23 protein-coding genes are annotated in these 21,104 nt (G+C 56.7%); 16 read left to right on the forward strand and 7 right to left on the reverse strand.

Going from position 1 to position 21,104, the window contains the following annotated elements; genetic code table 11:
• Positions 1–125 precede the first annotated feature (125 nt).
• The 4 genes from E3E51_RS01830 to E3E51_RS01845 are packed head-to-tail and all read left to right on the forward strand — an operon-like array spanning position 126 to position 4,673.
• Positions 126–1,760 (forward strand): extracellular solute-binding protein, encoded by a 1,635-nt coding sequence (locus E3E51_RS01830; protein WP_167911410.1) that lies wholly within the window; start codon positions 126–128, stop codon positions 1,758–1,760.
• Between the two features lie 9 nt (positions 1,761–1,769).
• Complete coding sequence (locus E3E51_RS01835) at positions 1,770–2,708, forward strand: sugar ABC transporter permease (RefSeq protein ID WP_167911411.1); 939 nt, start codon at positions 1,770–1,772, stop codon at positions 2,706–2,708.
• Positions 2,708–3,577 (forward strand): carbohydrate ABC transporter permease, encoded by an 870-nt coding sequence (locus E3E51_RS01840; RefSeq protein ID WP_167911412.1) that lies wholly within the window; start codon positions 2,708–2,710, stop codon positions 3,575–3,577. The genes E3E51_RS01835 and E3E51_RS01840 overlap by 1 nt, the downstream gene beginning before the upstream one ends.
• 10 nt (positions 3,578–3,587) lie before the next feature.
• Positions 3,588–4,673: an ABC transporter ATP-binding protein gene (locus tag E3E51_RS01845; protein ID WP_167911413.1), complete on the forward strand. Its 1,086-nt coding sequence runs from the start codon at positions 3,588–3,590 to the stop codon at positions 4,671–4,673.
• 2 nt (positions 4,674–4,675) lie between these two features.
• Here the strand turns inward: E3E51_RS01845 and E3E51_RS01850 are convergent, their stop codons facing one another.
• Positions 4,676–5,959: a bifunctional L-myo-inositol-1-phosphate cytidylyltransferase/CDP-L-myo-inositol myo-inositolphosphotransferase gene (locus E3E51_RS01850; RefSeq protein ID WP_167911675.1), complete on the reverse strand. Its 1,284-nt coding sequence runs from the start codon at positions 5,957–5,959 to the stop codon at positions 4,676–4,678.
• Between the two features lie 85 nt (positions 5,960–6,044).
• Here E3E51_RS01850 and E3E51_RS01855 point away from each other — a divergent pair, with 85 nt between their 5' ends.
• Complete coding sequence (locus E3E51_RS01855) at positions 6,045–6,719, forward strand: TIGR00289 family protein (protein WP_167911414.1); 675 nt, start codon at positions 6,045–6,047, stop codon at positions 6,717–6,719.
• A gap of 5 nt (positions 6,720–6,724) precedes the next feature.
• Here the strand turns inward: E3E51_RS01855 and E3E51_RS01860 are convergent, their stop codons facing one another.
• The gene (locus tag E3E51_RS01860; RefSeq protein ID WP_167911415.1) at positions 6,725–7,642 is read right to left on the reverse strand and encodes a hypothetical protein; all 918 of its coding nucleotides are present in this window, start codon (positions 7,640–7,642) and stop codon (positions 6,725–6,727) included.
• Positions 7,643–7,873: 231 nt separating this feature from the next.
• Between E3E51_RS01860 and E3E51_RS01865 the strand changes: the two genes are divergently transcribed.
• Together E3E51_RS01865 and E3E51_RS01870 are read left to right on the forward strand one after the other, a co-directional pair.
• A complete protein-coding gene (locus tag E3E51_RS01865; RefSeq protein ID WP_167911416.1) occupies positions 7,874–8,635 on the forward strand; it encodes an ABC transporter ATP-binding protein in 762 nt (253 codons plus the stop codon).
• Between the two features lie 9 nt (positions 8,636–8,644).
• The gene (locus E3E51_RS01870; RefSeq protein WP_167911417.1) at positions 8,645–10,108 is read left to right on the forward strand and encodes a hypothetical protein; all 1,464 of its coding nucleotides are present in this window, start codon (positions 8,645–8,647) and stop codon (positions 10,106–10,108) included.
• Here the strand turns inward: E3E51_RS01870 and E3E51_RS01875 are convergent.
• The 3 genes from E3E51_RS01875 to E3E51_RS01885 all read right to left on the reverse strand — a co-directional run bounded on the left by E3E51_RS01875 (position 10,098) and on the right by E3E51_RS01885 (position 11,884).
• Positions 10,098–10,454: an Mth938-like domain-containing protein gene (locus E3E51_RS01875; RefSeq protein WP_167911418.1), complete on the reverse strand. Its 357-nt coding sequence runs from the start codon at positions 10,452–10,454 to the stop codon at positions 10,098–10,100. The two genes, E3E51_RS01870 and E3E51_RS01875, sit on opposite strands and share 11 nt — an antisense overlap.
• Before the next feature lie 4 nt (positions 10,455–10,458).
• Positions 10,459–10,968: an NUDIX hydrolase gene (locus E3E51_RS01880; RefSeq protein ID WP_167911419.1), complete on the reverse strand. Its 510-nt coding sequence runs from the start codon at positions 10,966–10,968 to the stop codon at positions 10,459–10,461.
• Between the two features lie 67 nt (positions 10,969–11,035).
• Positions 11,036–11,884, reverse strand: coding sequence for a PfkB family carbohydrate kinase (locus E3E51_RS01885; protein WP_167911420.1), 849 nt, complete (start codon positions 11,882–11,884; stop codon positions 11,036–11,038).
• A 123-nt stretch (positions 11,885–12,007) separates the two neighbouring features.
• Here E3E51_RS01885 and E3E51_RS01890 point away from each other — a divergent pair, with 123 nt between their 5' ends.
• From E3E51_RS01890 to E3E51_RS01900, 3 genes are read left to right on the forward strand one after another with little or no spacing between them, the layout of a single operon-like run.
• Positions 12,008–12,319: a Gar1/Naf1 family protein gene (locus E3E51_RS01890; RefSeq protein ID WP_167911421.1), complete on the forward strand. Its 312-nt coding sequence runs from the start codon at positions 12,008–12,010 to the stop codon at positions 12,317–12,319.
• Positions 12,320–12,325: 6 nt separating this feature from the next.
• Positions 12,326–13,237, forward strand: coding sequence for a transcription initiation factor IIB (locus tag E3E51_RS01895; RefSeq protein ID WP_167911422.1), 912 nt, complete (start codon positions 12,326–12,328; stop codon positions 13,235–13,237).
• Positions 13,238–13,246: 9 nt separating this feature from the next.
• Positions 13,247–13,741, forward strand: coding sequence for a metallophosphoesterase (locus tag E3E51_RS01900; protein WP_167911676.1), 495 nt, complete (start codon positions 13,247–13,249; stop codon positions 13,739–13,741).
• A 46-nt stretch (positions 13,742–13,787) separates the two neighbouring features.
• On the opposite strand, the gene hpkB is transcribed toward E3E51_RS01900, so the two are convergent.
• Positions 13,788–13,991: an archaeal histone HpkB gene (gene hpkB, locus E3E51_RS01905; protein ID WP_088180889.1), complete on the reverse strand. Its 204-nt coding sequence runs from the start codon at positions 13,989–13,991 to the stop codon at positions 13,788–13,790.
• 391 nt (positions 13,992–14,382) lie between these two features.
• Between hpkB and rbcL the strand changes: the two genes are divergently transcribed.
• The 4 genes from rbcL (at position 14,383) to E3E51_RS01925 (ending at position 17,858) form a co-directional block, all read left to right on the forward strand.
• Positions 14,383–15,714 carry a type III ribulose-bisphosphate carboxylase gene (gene rbcL / locus E3E51_RS01910; protein WP_167911423.1) on the forward strand — a complete coding sequence of 444 codons (1,332 nt, stop codon included), beginning with the start codon at positions 14,383–14,385 and terminating at the stop codon, positions 15,712–15,714.
• 98 nt (positions 15,715–15,812) lie between these two features.
• Positions 15,813–16,394 carry a thymidine kinase gene (locus E3E51_RS01915; RefSeq protein WP_167911677.1) on the forward strand — a complete coding sequence of 194 codons (582 nt, stop codon included), beginning with the start codon at positions 15,813–15,815 and terminating at the stop codon, positions 16,392–16,394.
• A gap of 78 nt (positions 16,395–16,472) precedes the next feature.
• The gene (locus E3E51_RS01920; RefSeq protein ID WP_167911424.1) at positions 16,473–17,069 is read left to right on the forward strand and encodes an ArsR family transcriptional regulator; all 597 of its coding nucleotides are present in this window, start codon (positions 16,473–16,475) and stop codon (positions 17,067–17,069) included.
• A gap of 57 nt (positions 17,070–17,126) precedes the next feature.
• On the forward strand, positions 17,127–17,858 hold the full coding sequence (locus E3E51_RS01925) for a helix-turn-helix domain-containing protein (protein ID WP_167911425.1): 732 nt from the start codon (positions 17,127–17,129) through the stop codon (positions 17,856–17,858).
• 1 nt (position 17,859) lies between these two features.
• Here E3E51_RS01925 and E3E51_RS01930 read toward each other — a convergent pair whose 3' ends face one another.
• Positions 17,860–18,645, reverse strand: a complete 786-nt coding sequence (locus E3E51_RS01930; protein ID WP_167911678.1) for a 4-phosphopantoate--beta-alanine ligase — start codon at positions 18,643–18,645, stop codon at positions 17,860–17,862.
• Positions 18,646–18,822: 177 nt separating this feature from the next.
• Between E3E51_RS01930 and E3E51_RS01935 the strand changes: the two genes are divergently transcribed.
• Both E3E51_RS01935 and gltA read left to right on the forward strand, forming a co-directional pair.
• Entirely contained in the window at positions 18,823–19,665 is an 843-nt protein-coding gene (locus E3E51_RS01935) for a sulfide/dihydroorotate dehydrogenase-like FAD/NAD-binding protein (protein WP_167911426.1), read from the forward strand.
• Complete coding sequence (gene gltA, locus E3E51_RS01940) at positions 19,666–21,102, forward strand: NADPH-dependent glutamate synthase (protein ID WP_167911427.1); 1,437 nt, start codon at positions 19,666–19,668, stop codon at positions 21,100–21,102.
• Positions 21,103–21,104 lie beyond the last annotated feature (2 nt).

Below are 21,104 nucleotides of genomic sequence, written 5' to 3' on the forward strand. Positions count from 1 at the left end.
AGAGCCCAGCCCAAAAATTTTATAAATAACCAAACTTGAATAAAAGATGGCATTCGCTCGCTTTCTAAAATAAGCCCTCCGGGCCTTTTTGGGCTCGCTTTTGAAAACTTTGGAGGGTGGTAGCCATGAGAGCCGCGGCACTATGGCTGGTTGCACTGGTGATTTTCGGGGTAATTGCCAGCGGCTGCATCGGTGGCGAGGAAGCGAAGACCTCTTCTGCTGAGGTTCAGCTTACTGGAGACATTACAAAGGACCTTGTGGAGATAGGAAAGGTTCTGGAGCAGAACGGGGTTAAAGAGGTTAAGTTCTCCGCCTGGGGTTCCGGCGATCCGAACAGCGTCATGAGGGTTTACGGAATAGTGGAGGCCGCGAGGAGGATAAACAAAATCTGGGCCGACAACGGAATCAACGTCAAAATCGTTGTAACCGAGACCCACTACGTCGCCTCCTTCCAGGATGCCTACAAGGAGTACCTCAGCAAGCAGCCCCTCGGGCAGGCCGGGGACTTCTTCGTGAACAGCTACGCCTTCCTGCCGACGCTGGCGGACGAGGGCTACATACTCGACATAACTGAATACGCCAAGACCTATCAGAGCGTTGTTGATGACTTCTACCCGTCCCTGATTGAGGCCTCAAAGTACAACGGAAAACTCTACGGCCTGCCGCAGGACACCGAGGCGAGGCCGCTCTACATAAGGAAGGACGTGGCTCAGAGGATAGGGTTCGACCTCAGCGGCCTCGATGAGAAGGTGAAGAACGGCGAGTTCACCTGGAGCGACGTCTACTACTGGGCCAAGAAGGCCAAGGAAGAAGGCGCCGCAGAGTGGGGCCTCATCCACAGGAAAGGCTCGGCTCACCCCGACCTGATACAGTTCATCTTCGCCTTCGGTGGAAAGCTCTACGACCCGAACACCGGAAAGCTCGTCGTTGACGTTCCGGCGGTTTACAAGTGGCTCTACGTTGAGTGGAAGTTTGCCCGCGATGGACTCCTTCCAGAGGACATAATGAGCTGGGACTGGGCCAAGCAGATACACCCGGCTGTAGTCGAGGGCAGGACGCTCTTCGACATAGGCGGGACCTGGTACTGGACCGAGTGGCAGACCAAGCAGTACTACGCCAAGGGCGGAACACCGAGGGGCCTGAAGCCCGAAGAGGTGAGGGACTGGTTTTACTACACCCTCTTCCCCGCTGGAGAGAAGGGTGACAAGCCGGTAACCCTCAGCCAGCCCTTCGTCTGGATGATAAACTCCAAGGCGGGCCAGCTGAACCCGAAGTACGACGAGCTCAAGGATGTTTACCACAAGCTCGCCTTCCTGATGCTCATCAAGGCCAGCGATCCTGATATAAACGCCATACACAGCGTCATCTCCGCCCACCTGCCCGTGAGAAAAGAGGCGGCAAAGCTGATCAAGGACGAGAAGTGGCTCAACGACCTCAAAGCGCTCAACCTCGACCTGAGCGACGAGGTGAAGAGCAACATCAGGGACATAGTCCAGGCGACCGTCAACCCGATAAACGCCCAGTTCCTGGCGGACGTCAGCTACATGCTCGAATACACCCACCTCGCCCCTGCCCACCCGAAGTACCCAGCGCTCGCGGACATCTTCAAGGAGGCCGTTGACAAGGTTCTGAGGGGCGAGATGACCCCGGAGGAGGCGGTCAACTACATCATCCAGAAGGTTCAGGCTGATCCGGAGCTCGCCCAGAACGTCGAGATACAGGGTGAGATACCCAAGGACTGGAAGTTCCCGCAGGGATGAGGTGATGCCATGACAAAGGGGAAGCTCAGGGACCTTTCCTTCTTTCTTTCCCCGATGGTGCTGATGGTGTTCCTGTTCTATCTGGTGCCCCTAGTCATGACCATCTACATAAGCATGACCCGGATGAGGAACTGGAACGTTGACAGGTACCTTACCGAGTTCGTCGGCCTCTACAACTACGAGAGGCTCTTCCACATGTTCCAGCACGACCCGACGTTTAAGGCCGTAGTCATGACCACCCTCGTATTCGTTGGAATAACCCTCGTGATAAACGTCTTCGGCGGCCTTGCGCTGGCTCTTGCGACCTTCTTCATCAACGAGAGGCCGGCATCTTCATACAGGCTCCTCTGGCTCCTCCCCAGGATGTCGCCGATAGCGGTCTACAGCCTCGTCTGGTACTACTTCTTCCACGGAAGTGAGATTGGAACCCTGAACTCAATCCTTATGAGCCTCGGCCTCATCTCGGAGCCCATCCCCTGGGGCCAGGTAACGCCCTGGGGGGCGTGGAGCGTGATAATCTTCGTCAACGGCCTGGTGGGTGTAAGTTTCGGAATGATAGTCTTCACGTCGGCCTTGAATCAGATACCCAAGGAACTCGTCATAGCCGCGAGGGTCGATGGTGCCTCCTCCTGGCAGATATCGAGGCGGATTCTGATTCCGATGATTAAATGGCACCTCCTCTACGTCCTGACGTGGCAGTTCCTCAGCCTGCTGACGACCTATCCGCACCTCTTCCTGCTCGTCCAGTGGGACCTCGTCAACAGGGACTACGGAACGACATTAGCGCTCTACGTCTTCAACACGGCCTTCGGAATGGGTGAGCAGGACCAGGGATTGGCCGCTGCAGCGGCCGTCATACTCTCCATAATCGGAATCCTCGGCGGCTTCGTGACGCTCAAGGTTCTCAAGTTTGAGAAGATGATGAAAAAGCCCAGGGGGGACTTCTGATGAGGGACGTGGAGACGAGACCCAGGAGGTACGAGCGGCTCATAATCCTCGCCCTCCTCCTCGCAAGCCTCCCGCTAATTCTGGGCTTTTTCCTCCTCGTCCTTTCGAGCTTCAGCACGGAGATGGTCACCAACCTAGACCCCAGATCGTTCCACCCAACGCTTGAGAACTGGATAAACCTCTTCCAGGGGAAGATAGCCACCACCGGTGGAATAAGGGTCAACATATGGCGCATAACCCTCAACACGCTCATAGTGGCCCTCGGTGTGGCCGGCGTCGTTACCGGGATAAGCGCCCTAGCCGGTTACTCCCTCTCAAGGATAGACTTCCGCGGAAGGAAGACCATGATGGTTCTCCTCCTCGTCCTCCACGCCTTCCCGGGCGTTGCCCTCATAGTGGGCGTTTACCTCCTCTACCGCCTCACGTTCCCTCAGAACTACGAGGTCGTCGGGCTCTACTCCTTCGCATACGTCATACTCGCGAGGGCGGCGCTGGAGATACCCATGTCGATCTGGCTCATGAAGGGCTTCTTTGACACTATTCCCTGGGAGTTCGAGTGGTCCGGAATCATAGACGGCGCCTCGCGGATAACCGTCTGGAGGAGGATAATGCTGCCCCTCATAAAGCCCGGAATTCTGGCGGTTGCCCTCTTCGCCTTCCTCGCTGGCTGGCAGGACATAATCTACGTGAGAACCTTCCTCGTCTATCCCACGCTCGCGACCTTCATAGAGGCCAACATAGAGGCCGAATACTCCCACATGCCCCTCATAGCGGCCGCCGGAACGTTCTACCTCCTACCCACGATAATATTCTTCATCACCGCCCAGCAGCTCCTCCTCCAGGGTTATTCAGGTGGAATAAAGGGCTGAGGTGGTTGAAATGGTTAAGGTCACCCTGGACAACATCACGAAGAGGTTCGGCAACTTTGAGGCCCTCAAGCGGGTAAGCCTTGAGATAGCCGACAAGGAGTTCATGGCACTCCTCGGCCCCTCGGGAAGCGGGAAGTCGACGCTCCTCTACACGATAGCAGGAATCTACCGGCCGACGAGCGGGAGGATATATTTCGACGGCAGGGACGTTACCGATGTCCCGCCGAAGGACAGGAACGTCGGTCTGGTCTTTCAGAACTGGGCGCTATATCCGCACATGAGGGTCTTCGACAACATAGCCTTTCCACTTGAGCTGAGGAAGGCACCGAAGGACGAGATAGCCAAGAAGGTCAGGGAGGTAGCCGAGATGCTCCGCATAGAGAACCTCCTCGACCGCTACCCGTGGCAGCTCTCCGGCGGCCAGCAGCAGCGCGTTGCCATAGCGAGGGCCCTGGTCAAAGAGCCGGACGTCCTCCTCCTCGATGAGCCGCTGAGCAACCTCGACGCGCTCCTGAGGCTTGAGGTCAGGGCCGAACTCAAGAGGCTCCAGAAAGAGCTCGGAATCACCGCCGTTTACGTCACCCACGACCAGGCCGAGGCCCTGGCAATGGCCGACAGGATAGCCGTGATAAAGGAGGGGATAATACTTCAGGTCGGAAGCCCGGACGACGTCTATTACAGGCCGAAGTACCGCTTCGTCGGCGGCTTCCTCGGAAGCCCGCCCATGAACTTCGTCGAGGCCGAGGTTAGGGAATCTTACCTCGACGTCTATGGAAGCAGGATTCCGGTTCCGGCCCAGTACCGGGGGCTGGTTGAGAAACTCGGTGTCGCGGAGGTCATCCTCGGCTTCAGGCCGCACGACGCGGAGGTCGTGAAGGAGAACGCTGAGGGACTCGCCGGAACGGTTTATTCCTTTGAGCCCCTCGGCAGGGAGCAGATAGTTACCGTCTCGGTCAACGGGGCGTTCGTCAAGGTCTTTGCCCCGGAAGGGGAGCACTTCAGCTTCGGCGAGCCGGTGACGGTGAAACTCCGGGAGGACAGGATAGTCCTCTTCGACAGAAAGACTGAGAAAGCCCTTGAGTTCCTCGAAGAGTGAGCTCAGCTTTTCTTTCTCCCTATCAGCCACGCCGTCATTACCACCCGCAGGTTCGTGATTATGGCGAGAAGGAGGAAGAGCGCTTTAACCGAAGCCTCGACTGGATACAGGAGGAAGAGCATCGTCAGGAAGATTCTCTCGTCCCTCTTGCCGGGGAGCTTTCTGAGAGCCGGAATCGAGCTGTAGGCGTTCTTGCAGTAGGCCGCCTTGAACCTCTCGGTCGAGTAGCTCACCATCACCGAGCCGAGGAGCGCCAAGAGAGCAATGAGGTGCCAGAGGGGCTCTCTGAGGGTCGAATAGGCCAAGAGGGCCAGAAATGCGCCGTCAACGTAGCGGTCGAGGAGGGAGTCGATATAGCCCCCGAACCGGCTCGTCCTCATCTGGGCCCTCGCCAGCTCGCCGTCAACGCCGTCGAGGATTGAGCTGATCTGATACAGTATTCCTGCTAAGGGAAGGCTGAGGAGCGTCAAAAAGGCCGAGATCATCCCAAGGGCAAAGGTGATGGCCGTCATTTGGTTCGGGGTGACCTTCTCGGCGAGGAGGTAGCTGATCTCGGTTGAAACCTTCCTGTTGAGATGCCTGCTGACTAACCCGTCGCCCGTTCCCTTCAGGGCAGTCTTGACGAGCATCCTTCTGGCCATCTTAAGGTCAGAGGGCGTGTCAACGTCGGTCCAGGGAAGACCGTCGAGGAAGGTAACCTCAAGCCTGGCCCTCATCACGACCTCGCTCACGGAATAGTCCCCTTCTCTCTCCCTTTCTAAGGCCTCGGTTATCTCGAAGATTCCATCATCGAGGACGAAGAAGCCTGTATCGACTGCGTCCCACTCGTCAAGGGATTTGCCTATCTCCGCAACCCTGCCGTTTCTGATCCTTACCTTAGTCGCCTCGCCAACGTCCGTCCATCTCGGTTTCCTGTCCGCTATAAGGCCGCTTCCCCTCAGGGCTTCCCGGATGAATTCCTCGCCGTAAACGTGGTCGCTCATCACCAAAACAAACCTTCCGGAAACATGGTTTTTGACCAGGTGCAGGGAGTGTCCGTTGCCCTTTTCCGGCTCGGGGTTGATTACCAGCTCGGCGTTGAGGCCGTGTCCCTCAATGAACTTGCGGTAAAGCCCTGCATAGCGTCCGTTGGTGACTATTATGAACCTCTCAACACCGTTTTGCCTGAGAAGGGTGAGCGTCCGATACAGGATCTCCCTTCTGGCGACTTTCAGGAGCCCCTTGGGTCTCTCCCCCATCCTCGTTCCGAGGCCTGCCGCCAGAATCACCGCTGTTTTTGGCACCATCGGCATCACCTTTTTAAAGCCCCCGCCGAGCCACTCCCCAGTGAGGGTTATCGGACCAATGATTTGAAGCTTTCGGGTGAGAGAGATGCGCGTTGCCGTGCTGTATTCGGGCGGGAAGGACTCCAACTACGCCCTCTACTGGGCGCTGGAGCAGGGGTTTGAAGTCAAATACCTCGTCTCGATGGTGAGCGAGAGCGACGAGAGCTACATGTACCACGTGCCGAACATCCACCTCACCGAGCTCCAGGCGAAGGCGATAGGGGTTCCCCTCGTGAAGGGCTTCACCAGCGGCGAGAAGGAGAAAGAGGTAGAGGATATGAAGGCCGTCCTTGAGGGGCTGAGGATAGACGGTGTCGTTGCCGGAGCTTTGGCCAGCGAGTACCAGAAGAAGCGCGTTGACAGGGTCGCCGAGGAGCTTGGGATAGAGAGCTTCGCCCCGGCCTGGCACCGCGACCCGGTTGATTACATGCGCGAGCTCATAGGAATTTTCGACATTGTTATGGTTGGCACGGCCGCCTACGGGTTGGACGAGAGATGGCTCGGAAGGAGGATTGACGAGAAGGCCCTGGAGGAGCTGGTGAGGCTCCACGAGAAGTATAAAATCCACGTGGCCGGGGAAGGCGGTGAGTTCGAGACCTTCGTCAGGGATGCGCCCTTCTTCAAGGCGCGCATAGTCTTCGATGAAGTCGAGAAGAAGTGGAACGAGTGGGACTATTCCGGAGTGCTGGAGGTTAGGGGGGCTCACCTGGAGCCAAAATAGGGGAGTCAGCTGAACTCCCCGTTCTCCATGTAAGCGACGTATGCGTGCGTTCCCTCGGGGACTGTGTTTATGTCCACGTAGATGCCGTCGATGATTCCGTTTTCGTCAGTGTGGAGCGTTATCGCGTCCTTGTACTCGACCGGAACCGCCAGAACGTATGAATCGCCGTTGGCGTCGTTATCTGCGAGCCCCAGGGCAAAGCCCACGAGAACCGGAGCTATGCTCCCCTTCATGTAGTAGCCGTCCATGCCCTCGTAGCCGGTGCTGTCCCCGATGTAGAAGTAGTAGTAACCGTCCGTGATGAACTCATCCGTCATCAACTCGACGTCTCCCCTGCCAACGTTCTGGGCGCCCAGGTCGTCGAGTGATATCAGCTCGCCATCGCTGTACGAGTATTCGATGTCGTAAACGGTAGCCTCGCTTGAAAGCGCTCTGTCGAATATGCTCACGAGGTAGTTGTAGAACTGCTGGACATCCCCAACGTCGGGAGTTTCATCCCAGTTCCCGTTTTCCACGTGGTAGGAGACGCTTCCATCCGAGGTGGCTATGCTGAAACCGTCATCGCTTTCCCTGAACGATACGTCCCAGTAGAACACCCCATCGCGTTCCTCAACGGTTGAGAGGCTTATCCAGTCGTCGTCTATGTAGACTTTGCCGTCTTCAACGCTCACGTAGTCCTCATCCGGCACGGCGAGTATGTAGCGAACCGAACCGTTGGCGTATCTTATGACAGTGGCATGCGAGTACTCTATGTCCTGCGTGACTATCACGCGGAGCGTGTCCGCATCGAAGAGGCTAACGGTGCTTGCTGTGTGGGTATCGCCTTCTGCCATAGTTTCTTCCGAACCTGAGCCGATGCACCCTGAAGTGAGTGCCGCGGCAAAAACCAAGAAAAGAACCGCCATTGAGAGGAGTTTTCTCATTATTCCTCACCAACCTAACTTGAGTTTCTTACTGAAAACGGCGTTCCCCCTTAAAAGAATTGTTTTTACCCAAGGTAAAAGAAGGGAAGGCCCACTGACCTCCTTCCCGTCCCGAAGGACGAGGCTTGGAGAAGAGAAATTTCAAATTTCAGCCCAGGCATTTCTTATATGAAGAGTTATTCACGGGGTAAAATTTATTAAGCACAAATTATTATCACATCAGGTGGTAGAATGATCGAGGTTGAGAACCTCACCAAGAGCTTCGGCTCTACGAGGGCGGTCAAGGGGATAACGTTCACCGTGGAGAATGGAGAGATATACGGCCTCCTAGGACCGAACGGAAGCGGAAAGAGCACGACGATGAAGATTCTGGCTGGGATACTTAAACCCACCTCCGGACGCGTTGTTGTGGACGGGGTTGATGTCGCCGAGGATTCACTTGGCGTCAAGCGGATAGTCGGTTACGTCCCCGAAACGCCGGTTCTCTACGAGAGCCTAACCCCGGTTGAATTTTTCAACTTCGTGGGAAGCGTGAGGGGGATTCCAAAGGAAGAACTCCAGGAGAGGGTTGAGACACTGGTCAGGGCGTTTGGGATAGGGAGCTACCTCGGCGAGATGATAGGTTCGCTCAGCTTCGGGACGAGGCAGAAGGTGTCGCTCATAGCGGCGATGCTCCACGACCCGAAGGTTCTCATACTGGACGAGGCGATGAACGGCCTCGACCCCAAGAGCGCCCGCATTCTCAGGGAACTCCTCCTTCAGTTCAGGGAGGAGGGCAGGAGCATAGTCTTCTCCACCCACGTTCTGGCGCTGGCCGAGACGATATGCGACCGCGTGGGAGTTATCTACAACGGAGAGATAATAGCCGAGGGAACGGTGGAGCAGCTCAAGGAGTTCGCCCACGAGGAGAGCCTTGAGGACGTCTTCCTCAAGCTCACCGAGAGCCAGGATGAGGTGGCGGGCATAGTCCGGGCGCTTAAAGATACCCTTTAGGGTGGGAGCATGTTTGAGATAGTTAGGATACTCTACAAGGAACTACACTACAGGCGTTTGAAGAGCAACCCCCAGATAGCGGCGGATCCCGAGAAGTTCAGCAAGCAGCTCAGGAACGCGGGCGACATAAAGAGGGGGATGGCCCTTCAGGCAGTTGCCTTTCTGTTCTTTGGCGTCATGATGGCAGGGGCTATTGTCGGAGCCGAGGATGAAACCCGGGCGGCGGTGATATTCGCCACCTACGCCCTGCTCCCCTTCATAATGGCGCTCTACACGACGACCGTCAATGCTTCCTACGCGACCTCCATGGGAATCTTCGAGCCGCTCAAACCCCTGCCGATAAGGACCGGCTCAAAGTACCTCAGCGTTCTCCTTGCGATAGACAACGTTCCAGCGGTCATCGCGCTCCTCCCTGCGGCCGTCATGATGATGGTGAAGCACGGAACCCCAGGCCTGCTCGGCCTCCTCTGGATCCTCACGGGAGCGTTCCTCGGCCACGTCCTCGGGCTGGTCGTCTTCACGTTCTTCGGCTCGGCGAGCGTTGGCGGCAGGTTCTCGAAGCTCAGGACTCTGGCGCGGACCCTGGGGGTTGTCCTCTTCATCGGCATCTTCTACGCCCTCAACTACTTCCAGGAATACGTCAACGAGCACTACGAGGACCTTCTACCCTTCTTCTCGAAGTACTCCCTGGCATATCCGTTCTCGGTCGCCTCGATAACTGATCCAGCCCACTCCGCCCTTATTCTCCTCGGCTATCTCATCATCCTCGTTCCGCTCTACTGGTTCATCCTCGGACGGCTCTGGGGCAGGCTTGAAGAGGGGGCGAGGGTTTCACGCTCCAGAACCGTCCACTTCAAGGCAGAAACCCACCACCCGATCGTGGCTATAGCCCTGAAGGACCTGCGTATAGTCTTCAGAAAGAGCGCCCTCATCGTCGGTCTCGTCTTTCCCCTCTTCATAATCCTACCGAGTGCCGTTGGCATTCTCACGTCGGGAAAGGTTGAGGACTGGGCGCTCGCATCGGTCCTCCTCATGATAGCCTGGATGAGCTCCGTTGGAATAGACACGGTTCTCAAAATAGACGGGAGGGAGTTCGAGTTCCTGAGGAGTCTGCCCATAACGGTCGGTCAATTCGTTCGGGCGAAGCTTCTCGTCATGAACGCCGTTCCGGTTACCGCTGGCGTCGGCCTCGTTCTGGCGGTTTCGTACCTCGACGTTAGAACCCTCGCCCTGCTCCCCGCCGCGGTTATCCTTCCGCTACTGACGTCCTCGGTGGCGCTGGCATTCTTCTACCACGGCGAAAGCGAGCTATCAGTACCGGAGACGAACTTCGGCCACGTCCTGGTGCTCATGATAATCAACGGGGCTACCCTTGGGGCAATCGCCGGCCTCTGGTACTTCCTAGGTTATCCCTACGCACTGGCTCTGGCTACCGTCGGCTTCGCAATGGTTCAGGCATTCCTCAGCAGGTGACGTGGAATATCGCGAGGACTTTCCTTTTTCCCCAGAGTTCATTGAAGAGCTCCGCCGCCTCGCCGGTCGGCTTTTCGATGACCTCTTTGTTCGCCACCAGCTCCCTGCTTTCCGGCAGGAGGGAGAGCCTTCCCCAAGCACCGGTGCCGACGAGCAGAACGTCGAAGTCCTCCGTTAGGTACTCCTTCAGCTCATCCGGGTCAAGCTTGTGGCTCGTACCGTGCTTGTTCTTGCTGAGCCATTTCCGGCGCTCCCCGATTTTTCCGCTGGGATATATCACGATGTCGTGGTCGTAAACCTCACCGTCCACGATTATCCTGCCGAATTCAGAAAACCCGACCCTCATGACATCACCTCAGGCTCAGGGCGTCCTTCAGAATCTTCGCGTGGTCGAACGCCAGCGGCAGCTTCAGCGCTTCATCCACGGGTACAACGTGGACTTCCTTCGCGTCGTCCCCAGCCTTCAGCTTCCCGGTTCCAATCGCCAAAAATGCCGTCGTTACGGTGTGCCCCCTGGGGTCGCGGTTCGGGTCGGAGTAAACGCCGACGAGCTTGATGAGTCTAACGTCGAGGCCGGTTTCCTCCTTTGCCTCGCGCAGGGCCGCATCCTCGACGGTTTCCCCGTACTCGACGAAGCCCCCGGGCAGGGCGTAGTGATCTTTGAACGGCTCGTGCTTCCTTCTGATGAGTACGACGCCGTCCCGGTACAGGATGACTACGTCGGCGGTGAGGCCTATGCACCTGTGCGCCTCAACCTTGAGCTCCGGATGGGTTCTGGAGAGAAACTCTTTGAGCTCCTCCCGTACGGGGGTTATATCGTAGCCCCTCGGGGCCTTAACGAGCAGAACGTATCGATCCATACCATCACCTCAGGGAAGTCTCTCATCATCTTCAGCATGCTGACGTTTCATCATCGGTGGACATTAGTTATTCATGAAGATTTATATCGTTAAGCCTCTCGACCGCGACCCTCATAGCTAGCTCGTTGACCTCCTCCATCGAGAAGGAAAAGTTCCTGTGCTTCAGAAAGAGGGCGGTGAACGCGTTCGCTCTCTTCAGCGCCTGGATGAACGGGCACTGGGAGTAGAAATAGGCAAAGCTCGCGAGGAAAACGTCTCCCGCGCCTGTTGATTCCTCGATGTCCATCTCCACCGGCAGGTGGGTGTACTCCTTCCCCCGGAGATACGCAAAACCCGGCCGCGCTCCGTTGGTGACAAGGAGAACCTCGACATCGCCGGGGCCGAAGTTTGCCAGATAGCGCGTTTCCGTGAGGTCGGCGTGGAGGACTCTTACCCCCCGGAGGAAGGACGCATCAATCTCCTGAAGCCTTACCGGACCAACCTGCGGGGCCCTTATGAACCCCTGAACGTCGGCGACAAGAAAGTCCGATAGCTTCTTGAACTTGGTGGCACTTTCGGGGAGAATCTCCCCGGCAACCGGGTTCAGCATCACCATGTCATAATTCCCACCCGGCACGTCCGTTATTGGGGCAGCCCTTGAGAGGAGCCGGAGCTTTCTTCTGTTGGCGTCCAGATAGCGGAGCTCGTAGGAGGTGCTCTTCTCAGCAGGGATTACTCTAAGTCTTATCCCGAGGTCGGTTAGTTCATCGAGCCACTCGTCCGGAAAATCGTCCCCAACGCTGGTCAGGACCTCAACGTCGCAGAAATTTGAGAGGGCTATCGCGGAGTAGTAGGCCCCTCCACCGATCCTCCTTTCGAATCTCGAACCCCGTATTATTCTGTCAATGACCAGATGTCCGGCGAGAAGGCATTTCATTTTAACCTACCTAATCCTCTGTTTTAGGAGGCACTTAAATAAAAACCTTTTGGAAATTTTCCGAAAAGTTTATAAAGGCAAAAGCGAAAAGCTTAAAAGGATACGTCCTTTTGGGGTGGGGCTATGAGACGCCTGGGCAAAGTTTCTCACTACGCGAAGCAGGGGTTCCTTATTCTGCGCACGGACTGGGTTCCTTCGCTCAACGACCCGGTGGTTGACAAAAAGCTCACCGTGGTCGGGGTAGTGAAGGATGTGTTCGGGCCAGTTAACAGACCGTACGTGGCCGTAAAGCCGCGCACCAAGAATCCCGAGAACTACGTCGGGGCTCTCCTTTACGTTGATACCAAACGCAAGAAGTCAAAGCCGGGAAAAGCCGGCAAGAGGCGCATGAAGGGCGGAAAGGCAAGACGCCCTGCCCCCAGAAAGAGGGGGTGAGAGCTTTTGGCTGATAAGAATATTTGTCCGATTTGTGGCTCCGATAAGCTGTTTTACGACCCGCGGAGGGGCGAAATTGTCTGTTCTGTCTGCGGTTACGTCGTTCAGCAGAACGTCATTGATGAGGGTCCCGAGTGGCGTGCCTTCGATCCGGATCAGAGGGCAAAGCGCGCCAGAACCGGTGCGCCCATGACTTTGATGATCCACGATAAGGGCCTCTCCACCGACATAGACTGGCGCGATAGGGATATACACGGCAACCAGATAACCGGAATGTACCGTACGAAGATGAGAAGGCTCAGAATGTGGCAGCGCAGGATGAGAATAAACGACGCCGCCGAGAGAAACCTCGCCTTCGCCCTCAGCGAGCTGGACAGGATGGCGGCCCAGATGATGCTGCCGAGGCGCGTTAAGGAAGTTGCTGCATCGCTCTACCGCAAGGCCGTCATGAAGAAGCTCATCAGGGGAAGGTCCATCGAGGGCATGGTTTCCGCCGCTCTGTACGCCGCCTGCAGGATGGAGAGCATCCCGAGGACTCTCGACGAGATCGCCGCGGTTTCGAAGGTCACGAAGAAGGAGATAGGGCGGAGCTACCGCTTCCTTGCCAGGGGGCTCGGTCTGAACCTCAGGCCGACCAGCCCGATAGAGTACGTCGACAGGTTCGGCGATGCACTCGGCGTCAGCCAGCGGACGAAGAAGCGCGCCAAGGAGATACTCCAGGAGGCCATTAGAAGGGGAATCACGAGCGGAAAGGGCCCCACAGGATTGGCGGCCGCTGCGCTTTACGTCGCGTCCCTGCTTGAGGGGGAGAAGAAGACCCAGCGCGAGGTGGCCGAGGTAGCGCACGTGACCGAGGTCACGGTAAGGAACAGGTACAAAGAACTCGTCGAGAAGCTCAACATAAACGTCCCGATATGAGGGATGGGCTTGCTGATAGCGGTGACGAGCGACACGCATCACGGCGACAAGACGAAAAATCTTCCTTCCCTTCTTTTCCAGCACCTTGAGGAGAAAAAGCCCGATTTGATACTCCACGCGGGAGACGTTACGTCCCATGAGCTTCTGGAGAGGCTTGAGGATTTCGCGCCGGTCGTGGCGGTGCGGGGAAACGCTGACCACCTAAACCTGTCGGAGGAGAGGCTCATCGAGGTCGAGGGCGTGAGTATCGGTCTCCTCCACGGCCATCAGTTCTTCTCGCTCAACGCCCAGTTCCTGACGCTCAAGGCCCTCGACATGGGGGTGGACGTTCTGATATTCGGCCACACGCACCGCTTCTACCACGATACATACTCGGTCCACGGGAAAAGGGTGGTTCTCCTCAACCCCGGCTCCCCGACGTTTCCGAGGATGGATGCCGCGGGTTTTGCGTTTTTGAAGGTCAGCGGTGAAAGCGTCCGAGTCGAAAGGGTACGCTTCTGGTGAGTTCAAAACTTTCAGAAAAGCGGAAAAGGGTGGAAAAGAAAGGCTATCAGCTCTTGATAGCGAGCTTGATGTCCTCGGCCTTGACGGTCTTCCTGCCGGCGTGGTGGGCGAGGTCGACCGCCTTGCTGGCGATCTCCATGGCCTTCTCCTCAAGGTGCTCGGCCAGAAGCTTGGCGGCGTCCTCGCTGACGCGGGCGGCGCCGGCCTTCCTTATCAGCCTGTCAACTGGGGCAATCGGCAACTCAGCCATTTTCCCAACCTCCTAAACGTTGTTTTGCAGGTATCTGCGTTCTGTTCTAAGAACAAAGGTCTATATAAACCTTTCGGAAACCGGGCGCTCTGGGGCCAATAATCGGCCATTTTTGGGTGAGATGTTGAGAAATTTGGTATCCTTAGCCTACTGACTTATGAACGGGCAAATACTAACTTGAGGGCAAAGTTTCAAAAACGGCAAATCGGCCGTTAGAGAGTATTTAAACCGTCGGTGAAGCTTTAATTTCTAAAAGAAGGGCAGGAGTTTGGAGCGTTGACGCAGGAAAAGCGTCTCCAATACACATATAGAGGCAGGAATGCCCCACTATTGCACCACAGCATTTTTATAGGTAGCGGTGCAATCTTCAGGTTACTCAGGAGGTGAAAGCATGGTAGAGAAGTTTGAGATATACGACATCTACGTGGACAAGGACTACGAGCCCAACCCGAAGAGGGATTTAGTGGCTGTTTTCAGGATAACCCCCGCAGAGGGATTCAGCATTGAGGATGCCGCTGGAGCCGTCGCGGCGGAAAGCTCAACCGGAACCTGGACGAGCCTCTACCAGTGGTACGAGAAGGAGAGATGGGACGACATGTCCGCCAAGGCGTACCACTTCCACGACATGGGGGACGGCAGCTGGATCGTCAGGATAGCCTATCCGATTCATCTGTTCGAGGAGTGGAACATGCCCGGCATGCTCGCCAGCGTCGCCGGCAACGTCTTCGGAATGAAGCGCGTTAAGGGACTCCGCCTTGAGGATATCTACCTCCCGGAGAAGTTCCTCCGCGAGTTCGAAGGGCCGTACTTCGGAAAGGACGGCGTCAAGAGGATTTTTGACGTCAGGGACAGGCCGATAGTTGGAACTGTTCCCAAGCCGAAGGTCGGCTATTCGCCGGAGGAGCTTGAAAAGCTCGCCTACGACCTGCTCAGCGGCGGAATGGACTACATCAAGGACGATGAAAATCTGACCAGTCCTTGGTACAACCGCTTTGAGACGAGGGCGGAGGTTCTGATGAACGTCATAGACAGGGTCGAGGACGAGACCGGCGAGGCCAAGAGCTGGTTCGCCAACATAACCGCCGACGTGCGCGAGATGGAGCGCAGGCTTGAGATACTCGCCGACTACGGCAACCCCCACGCCATGGTCGACGTCGTAGTTACCGGCTGGGGGGCGCTGGAGTACATCAGGGACATCGCGGCCGACTACGGCATAGCGGTTCACGGCCACAGGGCCATGCACGCGGCGTTTACAAGGGACCCCTACCACGGCATCTCGATGTTCGTCCTGGCTAAGCTCCTTCGCGTCATAGGCATAGACCAGCTTCACGTTGGAACCGCGGGCGCCGGCAAGCTTGAGGGAAGCAAGTGGGATGTCATCCAGATAGCTAGGATATTCAGGGAGGAGCACTACGTTCCCGATGAGACCGACGTCTTCCACATGGAGCAGAAGTTCTACCACATCAAGCCGGCCATGCCCGTCAGCTCGGGCGGCCTTCACCCCGGCAACATAGAGCCGGTTATAGACGCCCTTGGAAAGGACATAGTCCTCCAGATAGGCGGTGGAACCCTCGGCCACCCGGACGGGCCGAAGGCCGGAGCGATGGCCGTTAGACAGGCCCTCGACGCCATCATGCAGGGCATCCCACTCGACGAGTACGCCAAGAGCCACAGGGAACTCGCCAGGGCCCTCGAAAAGTGGGGCCACGTCACCCCTGTCTGACTGGTCTGACGGCTTTTTTCTTTCATTTTCGTCTTCCGTTCAACTTTTCGGCCGGAGGAGATTTAACAGCTGAAAGCCTTCTTTTCTTGGTGGGAATCATGGTTCATCCAGGGGGATTCTTGGAGGTAATCACAGGTCCTATGTTCGCCGGAAAGACAACCGAGCTGATAAAGCGCATCGAGAGGCAGATGTTCGCGAAAAGGAAGGCGGCTCTCTTCAAGCCGAGCATAGACAACCGCTACTCCGAGGACGAGGTCGTCGCCCACAACGGTCTGCGCTACGAGGCATTCGTTATACCAACGGATGAAAACGGCGTTGAGAGGATAGTGGAGATAACCAGTAAGGAGGGTTACGAGGTCATCGGCGTCGACGAGGTGCAGTTCTTCCCGATGGCCATCGTGGATGCCCTAGAAAGACTCGCCGATGAGGGTGTTTACGTCATCGCGAGCGGGCTCAACCTCGACTTCAAGGGGGACCCATTCCCAGTTACGAAGGAACTCCTTGTGAGGGCTGACAACATAGTCTATCTCACCGCGGTGTGCACGGTCTGCGGAAAGCCCGCCACCAGAACCCAGCGCCTCATAGACGGAAAGCCGGCGCCGCGGGACTCGCCGGTGATACTCGTAGGCGGAAGCGAGAGCTACGAAGCCAGATGCAGGGAGCACCACTTCGTTCCCTAGTTTCTTCCAATTTCCCAAATCACCGAAAAGCTTAAAGTAATCTTTTCTTACATCAGGTTAGGGAAAGGGGGTGAGACGATGGAATCAAATAAGAACATGGGGAGACTGCTGGACATACTCGGAAACGAGACCCGGAGAAGAATACTCATCCTGCTTACCAAGAGACCGTACTTCGTGAGCGAGCTCAGCCAGGAGCTTGGGGTGGGTCAGAAGGCGGTTCTTGAACACCTCAGGATACTTGAGAGCGCGGGCCTCATTGAAGGCCGGACCGAGAAGATACCTCGCGGCCGGCCCAGGAAGTACTACACGATAAAGCGCGGCTTCCGCCTTGAGGTTCTGCTCACGCCCTACGCCTTCGGCACGGAGATGTACGAGCCCAAAGCACCCAGGCAGACCAGGGAGTACGCCCAGGCCCGGGCGCTCATAAAGTCCACCGAACCGACGGAGGCAAAGATAGATGAGCTGCTGACCTTTCTGAGGGAGATACAGGACAGGATAGAGGAGATAATCAGGGTGAAGCAGGAACTCGAAGAGGTTCGCCTGCTCACGGAGACCTACATCGAAAACCTGTTCAGGCGCATCGCCCAGGAGAACGAGAGGGAATTTGAGCAGTTACTAAGGGAATTTGAAACACGTCTACCCAGAAAAATCCTCGAAAACCTCAACGAGTTTTAGGAATGGCCTTAGGCAATTGCCGAAAAGCTTATAATGATCGACGAAGATTCTACCAACATGCTTGAGAAGGAGAAAGAAGCCCTAGCCAAGAGAATCGCAGGAGAAATAACCCTCTCCTCCGACCCCGGCAAAACAATGCGCAAATGGCGCGAGATATTCGGAATCAGCCAGACTGAACTGGCCGAATACCTAGGCGTCTCCTCCTCAGTCATAAGCGACTACGAGGGCGGCAGGAGAAAGAGCCCAGGTGCATCGACCATACGGAAGTTTGTGGAGGCCCTCCTAGAAATCGACGAGCGCCGCGGCGGAAACGTCATCAAGGCGTTCAGCAAGACAATCGGCAGCGAGCTTCCGACGAGCGCGATACTCGACATCAGAGAGTTCGCACTGCCCCTCACGATTAGAGACCTGGTCGGGGCCGTAAAGGGGGACGTCGTCGCTAACATGCACCTCATAGACCGGCGCATATACGGCTACACCGTCGTCGACAGCATAAAGGCGATCCTGGAAATGAGCAGCGAGGAGTTCCTCAAGCTCTACGGCTGGACGACGGAGAGGGCGCTGATATTCACCAAGGTTACCACGGGCAGGAGCCCGATGATAGCGGTCCGCGTTCAGGGGCTCAAGCCGGCCGTTGTGGTTCTCCACGGAGTCAAAAAGCTCGACGAGCTTGCAGTGAAGCTGGCCGAACGCGAGAGAGTCCCACTGATCATCTCCCACGCGTCAAGCGAGGCCGAGCTCATAACCGGCCTCAGAAGGCTCGTCGAAAAAACTGAGAAGGAGCTATAGGCTACTCCAATCTCTCCCTGCGCCACACCCCTCCCCGAGCCAGTTCGGTTAACCTATCCCGTATGTGTGCGAGGACATCACTCAGCGTTTTTCCGTTGTCGTAGCCCTCCAGTATCGCGAGAAGCTCCTCCCTGCTGTAGTCCTTCATCTCCCTCGTCAGTTCCGTCATCCTTGGATACGCGCGGACCACGTTGTCGACGATGGTTATATCGGCCATCCTGGCGGAGCGGGAGAGCGGGTTGAGGTCAACGGTGATCACGAACTTGCCCATCTTCACGAGGGCCTCCGTTCTGTCGCCGTCCTCCAGTGGAACAACGACTACATCAGCTTTCCATATCCCCTCCTCGTCAACCTTTCCCCTCTCGTGCTCCAGGCCGGGGATGCGCTTCGTGGGATTTATTCCGAGGAGCTCTATATCAGGGTCGTACTTTCTCAGCTCCTCCGCTATCGCCCTAACGCGCTCCTCCGTGCGGTAGAAGAGGTTTATCTCAAGTTTGGCGTTGAGGGCTTTTGCCAGCTCTATCGTCTCCTTTGGAACGAGTGCCGCGACGTTGCCGTTGACCGAGATGACCGGATGCTTCGCCAGTATCAGCTTGGCGACGGCGGCTTTCATCGCCCTCTCGGCGGGTTCTATCGTCTTCTCCCCGATTAGGTAGTCAAAGGCCTCGCCGCGGCCGTGGGCTATCAGCCCGGCCTTGGCCGTCATGCCTTTCTCCATTCCCTCTATTATCTTTTCCCGGTAGTACAGGCTCCAGTACCTCGGATGGCTCTTCGGAATTTCGACCATTTTCATCCCCCTAGATAGTTAGGGCTCGGATGTAAAAGTCTTTCTCCAGTCCGGCGGCCATCGGATGCCTCCAGCGGGGGAGAGTTCTCAACCTTTGGTTTGAAAAATCTATATAAAAGCTATTAGTCCTAAACCAAAAGTGAACAAACTTGGACAAATGCTCAGGGTGATGCATCCATGTATAAGATAACGGCCAAGGAAGAGCTTGACGTTAGGGACTTTTTTATGGAAGTTGAAGCGCCACATGTGGCTAAAGCCTGGAAACCGGGCCAGTTTGTCGTTTTGCTGATACATAAGAAGGGTGAAAGGATACCAATGTCCATCTACTACGCCGATAAAGAGACCGGGAGGATAGGGATGTTCATCAGAAGGCACGGGAAGACCACCTTTGACCTCTGGGACAACTTCCACGTTGGAGATTCCCTCTACGCGGTCGCGGGGCCGCTCGGAAAGCCCATCGAGGTCAAGCACTACGGAAACGTCGTCTTCGTTTCCGATGCAGTCTGCGGACAGGCCGAGAACTACGCCACCCTCAAGGCCATGAAGGAGGCCGGAAACTACACAATCTCCATCCAGACCTTCGAGGACAGGGCTCACTCCTATCCCGAGAAGTTCCTGGCAAAGCCGGCCGCCGATGAGCACTACCTCACCACCGAGGACGGCTCGCGCGGAATCAGGGGGCACTACCTCGACGTTCTGAAGGAGCTCATCGAAAAGGACAAGGTCGACATAGTCTTCGGCGGAGGAAAGCTTGGCTCGCTCAAAAAGCTCGCCGAGCTGACCAAGGAGTACGGAATCCCGACCATAGTCACCGTCAGGCAGATAATGGTGGACGGAACCGGCATGTGCGGCTCCTGCAGGATACTCTACGACGGCGAGATAAAGTTTGCCTGCCGCGACGGGCCGATGTTCGACGCCCACAAGGTGGACTGGGACGACGTCATAAGGCGTGACGGTAGGTTCGTCCGCGAGCAGGAGATGGCCAAAAAGCACTACCTTGAGTCCAAGGGGGTGGTCTGAATGGCGAAGCCAAAGCTAATCAAGGAGCGCGTTCCAACGCCGGAGAGACCCGTCGAGGAGCGCGTTAAGAGCTTCGTTGAGGTCAACCTCGGTTACGACTTCGCCTCCGCGCTGAAGGAGGCAGAGCGCTGCATACAGTGCCCGCCGGAGTACGCGCCGTGCATAAAGGGCTGTCCCGTTCACATCAACATCCCGGGCTTTCTGAAGGCCCTCCGCGAGAACGCGGACAACCCGGACGAGGCCGTCAAGAACGCCCTGCGCGTCATATGGAACGACAACACGCTACCGGCAGTTACAGGACGTGTCTGCCCGCAGGAGGAGCAGTGTGAGGCGCCGTGCGTCATGGGCAAGGTCGGAGACCCGATAAACATCGGCAAGCTTGAGAGGTTTGTAGCCGACTACGCGCGTGAGAAGGGCATAGACGAGGAGCTCCTCGGTGAATTTATGGCCGAAACAAACGGGAAAGGTAAGGTCGCGGTCGTCGGCGCCGGCCCCGCCGGGCTCACCTGCGCCCTTGAGCTTGCGAAGATGGGCTACAAGGTCACCATATTCGAGGCCCTTCACGAGGCGGGCGGAGTGCTCATGTACGGCATCCCCGAGTTCAGGCTACCGAAGGACATCCTCAAGACCGAGCTGGATAAACTGGAAAAGCTCGGAGTTGAGGTTAAGACAAACTACATCGTGGGCAAGACGGTCACCATTGAGGATCTCCTCGGGGAGTACGATGCCGTCTTTATAGGAACCGGCGCCGGAACGCCCAAGCTGCTCAACATACCCGGAATCCTTCTCGACAGAATTTACAGCGCCAACGAGTTCCTGACGAGGGTCAACCTCATGAAGGCCTACAAGTTCCCCGAATACGATACGCCGATAGCCGTTGGCAGAAAGGTCATAGTCATCGGTGCCGGAAACACGGCCATGGACGCGGCGCGCTCCGCGCTCAGGCTCGGCGCCGAGGTTACCATCGCCTACCGCCGCGGAAGGGAGGACATGACGGCCAGGGTGGAGGAGATAGGCCACGCCGAGGAGGAGGGCGTCAAGTTCGAGTTCTTCCTCACACCGGTGGAGTTCATAGGCGACGAGAACGGCAAGGTTAAGGCGGTTAAGTTCGAGAAGATGCGCCCGCTTGAGGAGAGGGACAGCAGGGGCAAGAGGAAGATAGTCGGAACCGGGGAATACGTGACCCTCGAAGCCGACACCGTCATCATAGCCATAGGTCTTGAGCCGAACAGGATACTCCTTGAGGAGAGCGGCTTTGAGGCCAACCCCGACGGAACGCTGGTCGTTGATGAGAGCCTGATGACGAGCATTCCGGGTGTCTTCGCGGGCGGAGACGCAATAAGGGGCGAGGCAACGGTTATCCTCGCAATGGGCGACGGAAAGAAAGCCGCGAAGTCAATAGACGAATACATAAGGGGCAAAAAGGCCAGCGCGTGAGT

It is taken from the genome of Thermococcus sp. 21S7 (assembly GCF_012027615.1).
GTDB lineage: Archaea > Methanobacteriota_B > Thermococci > Thermococcales > Thermococcaceae > Thermococcus.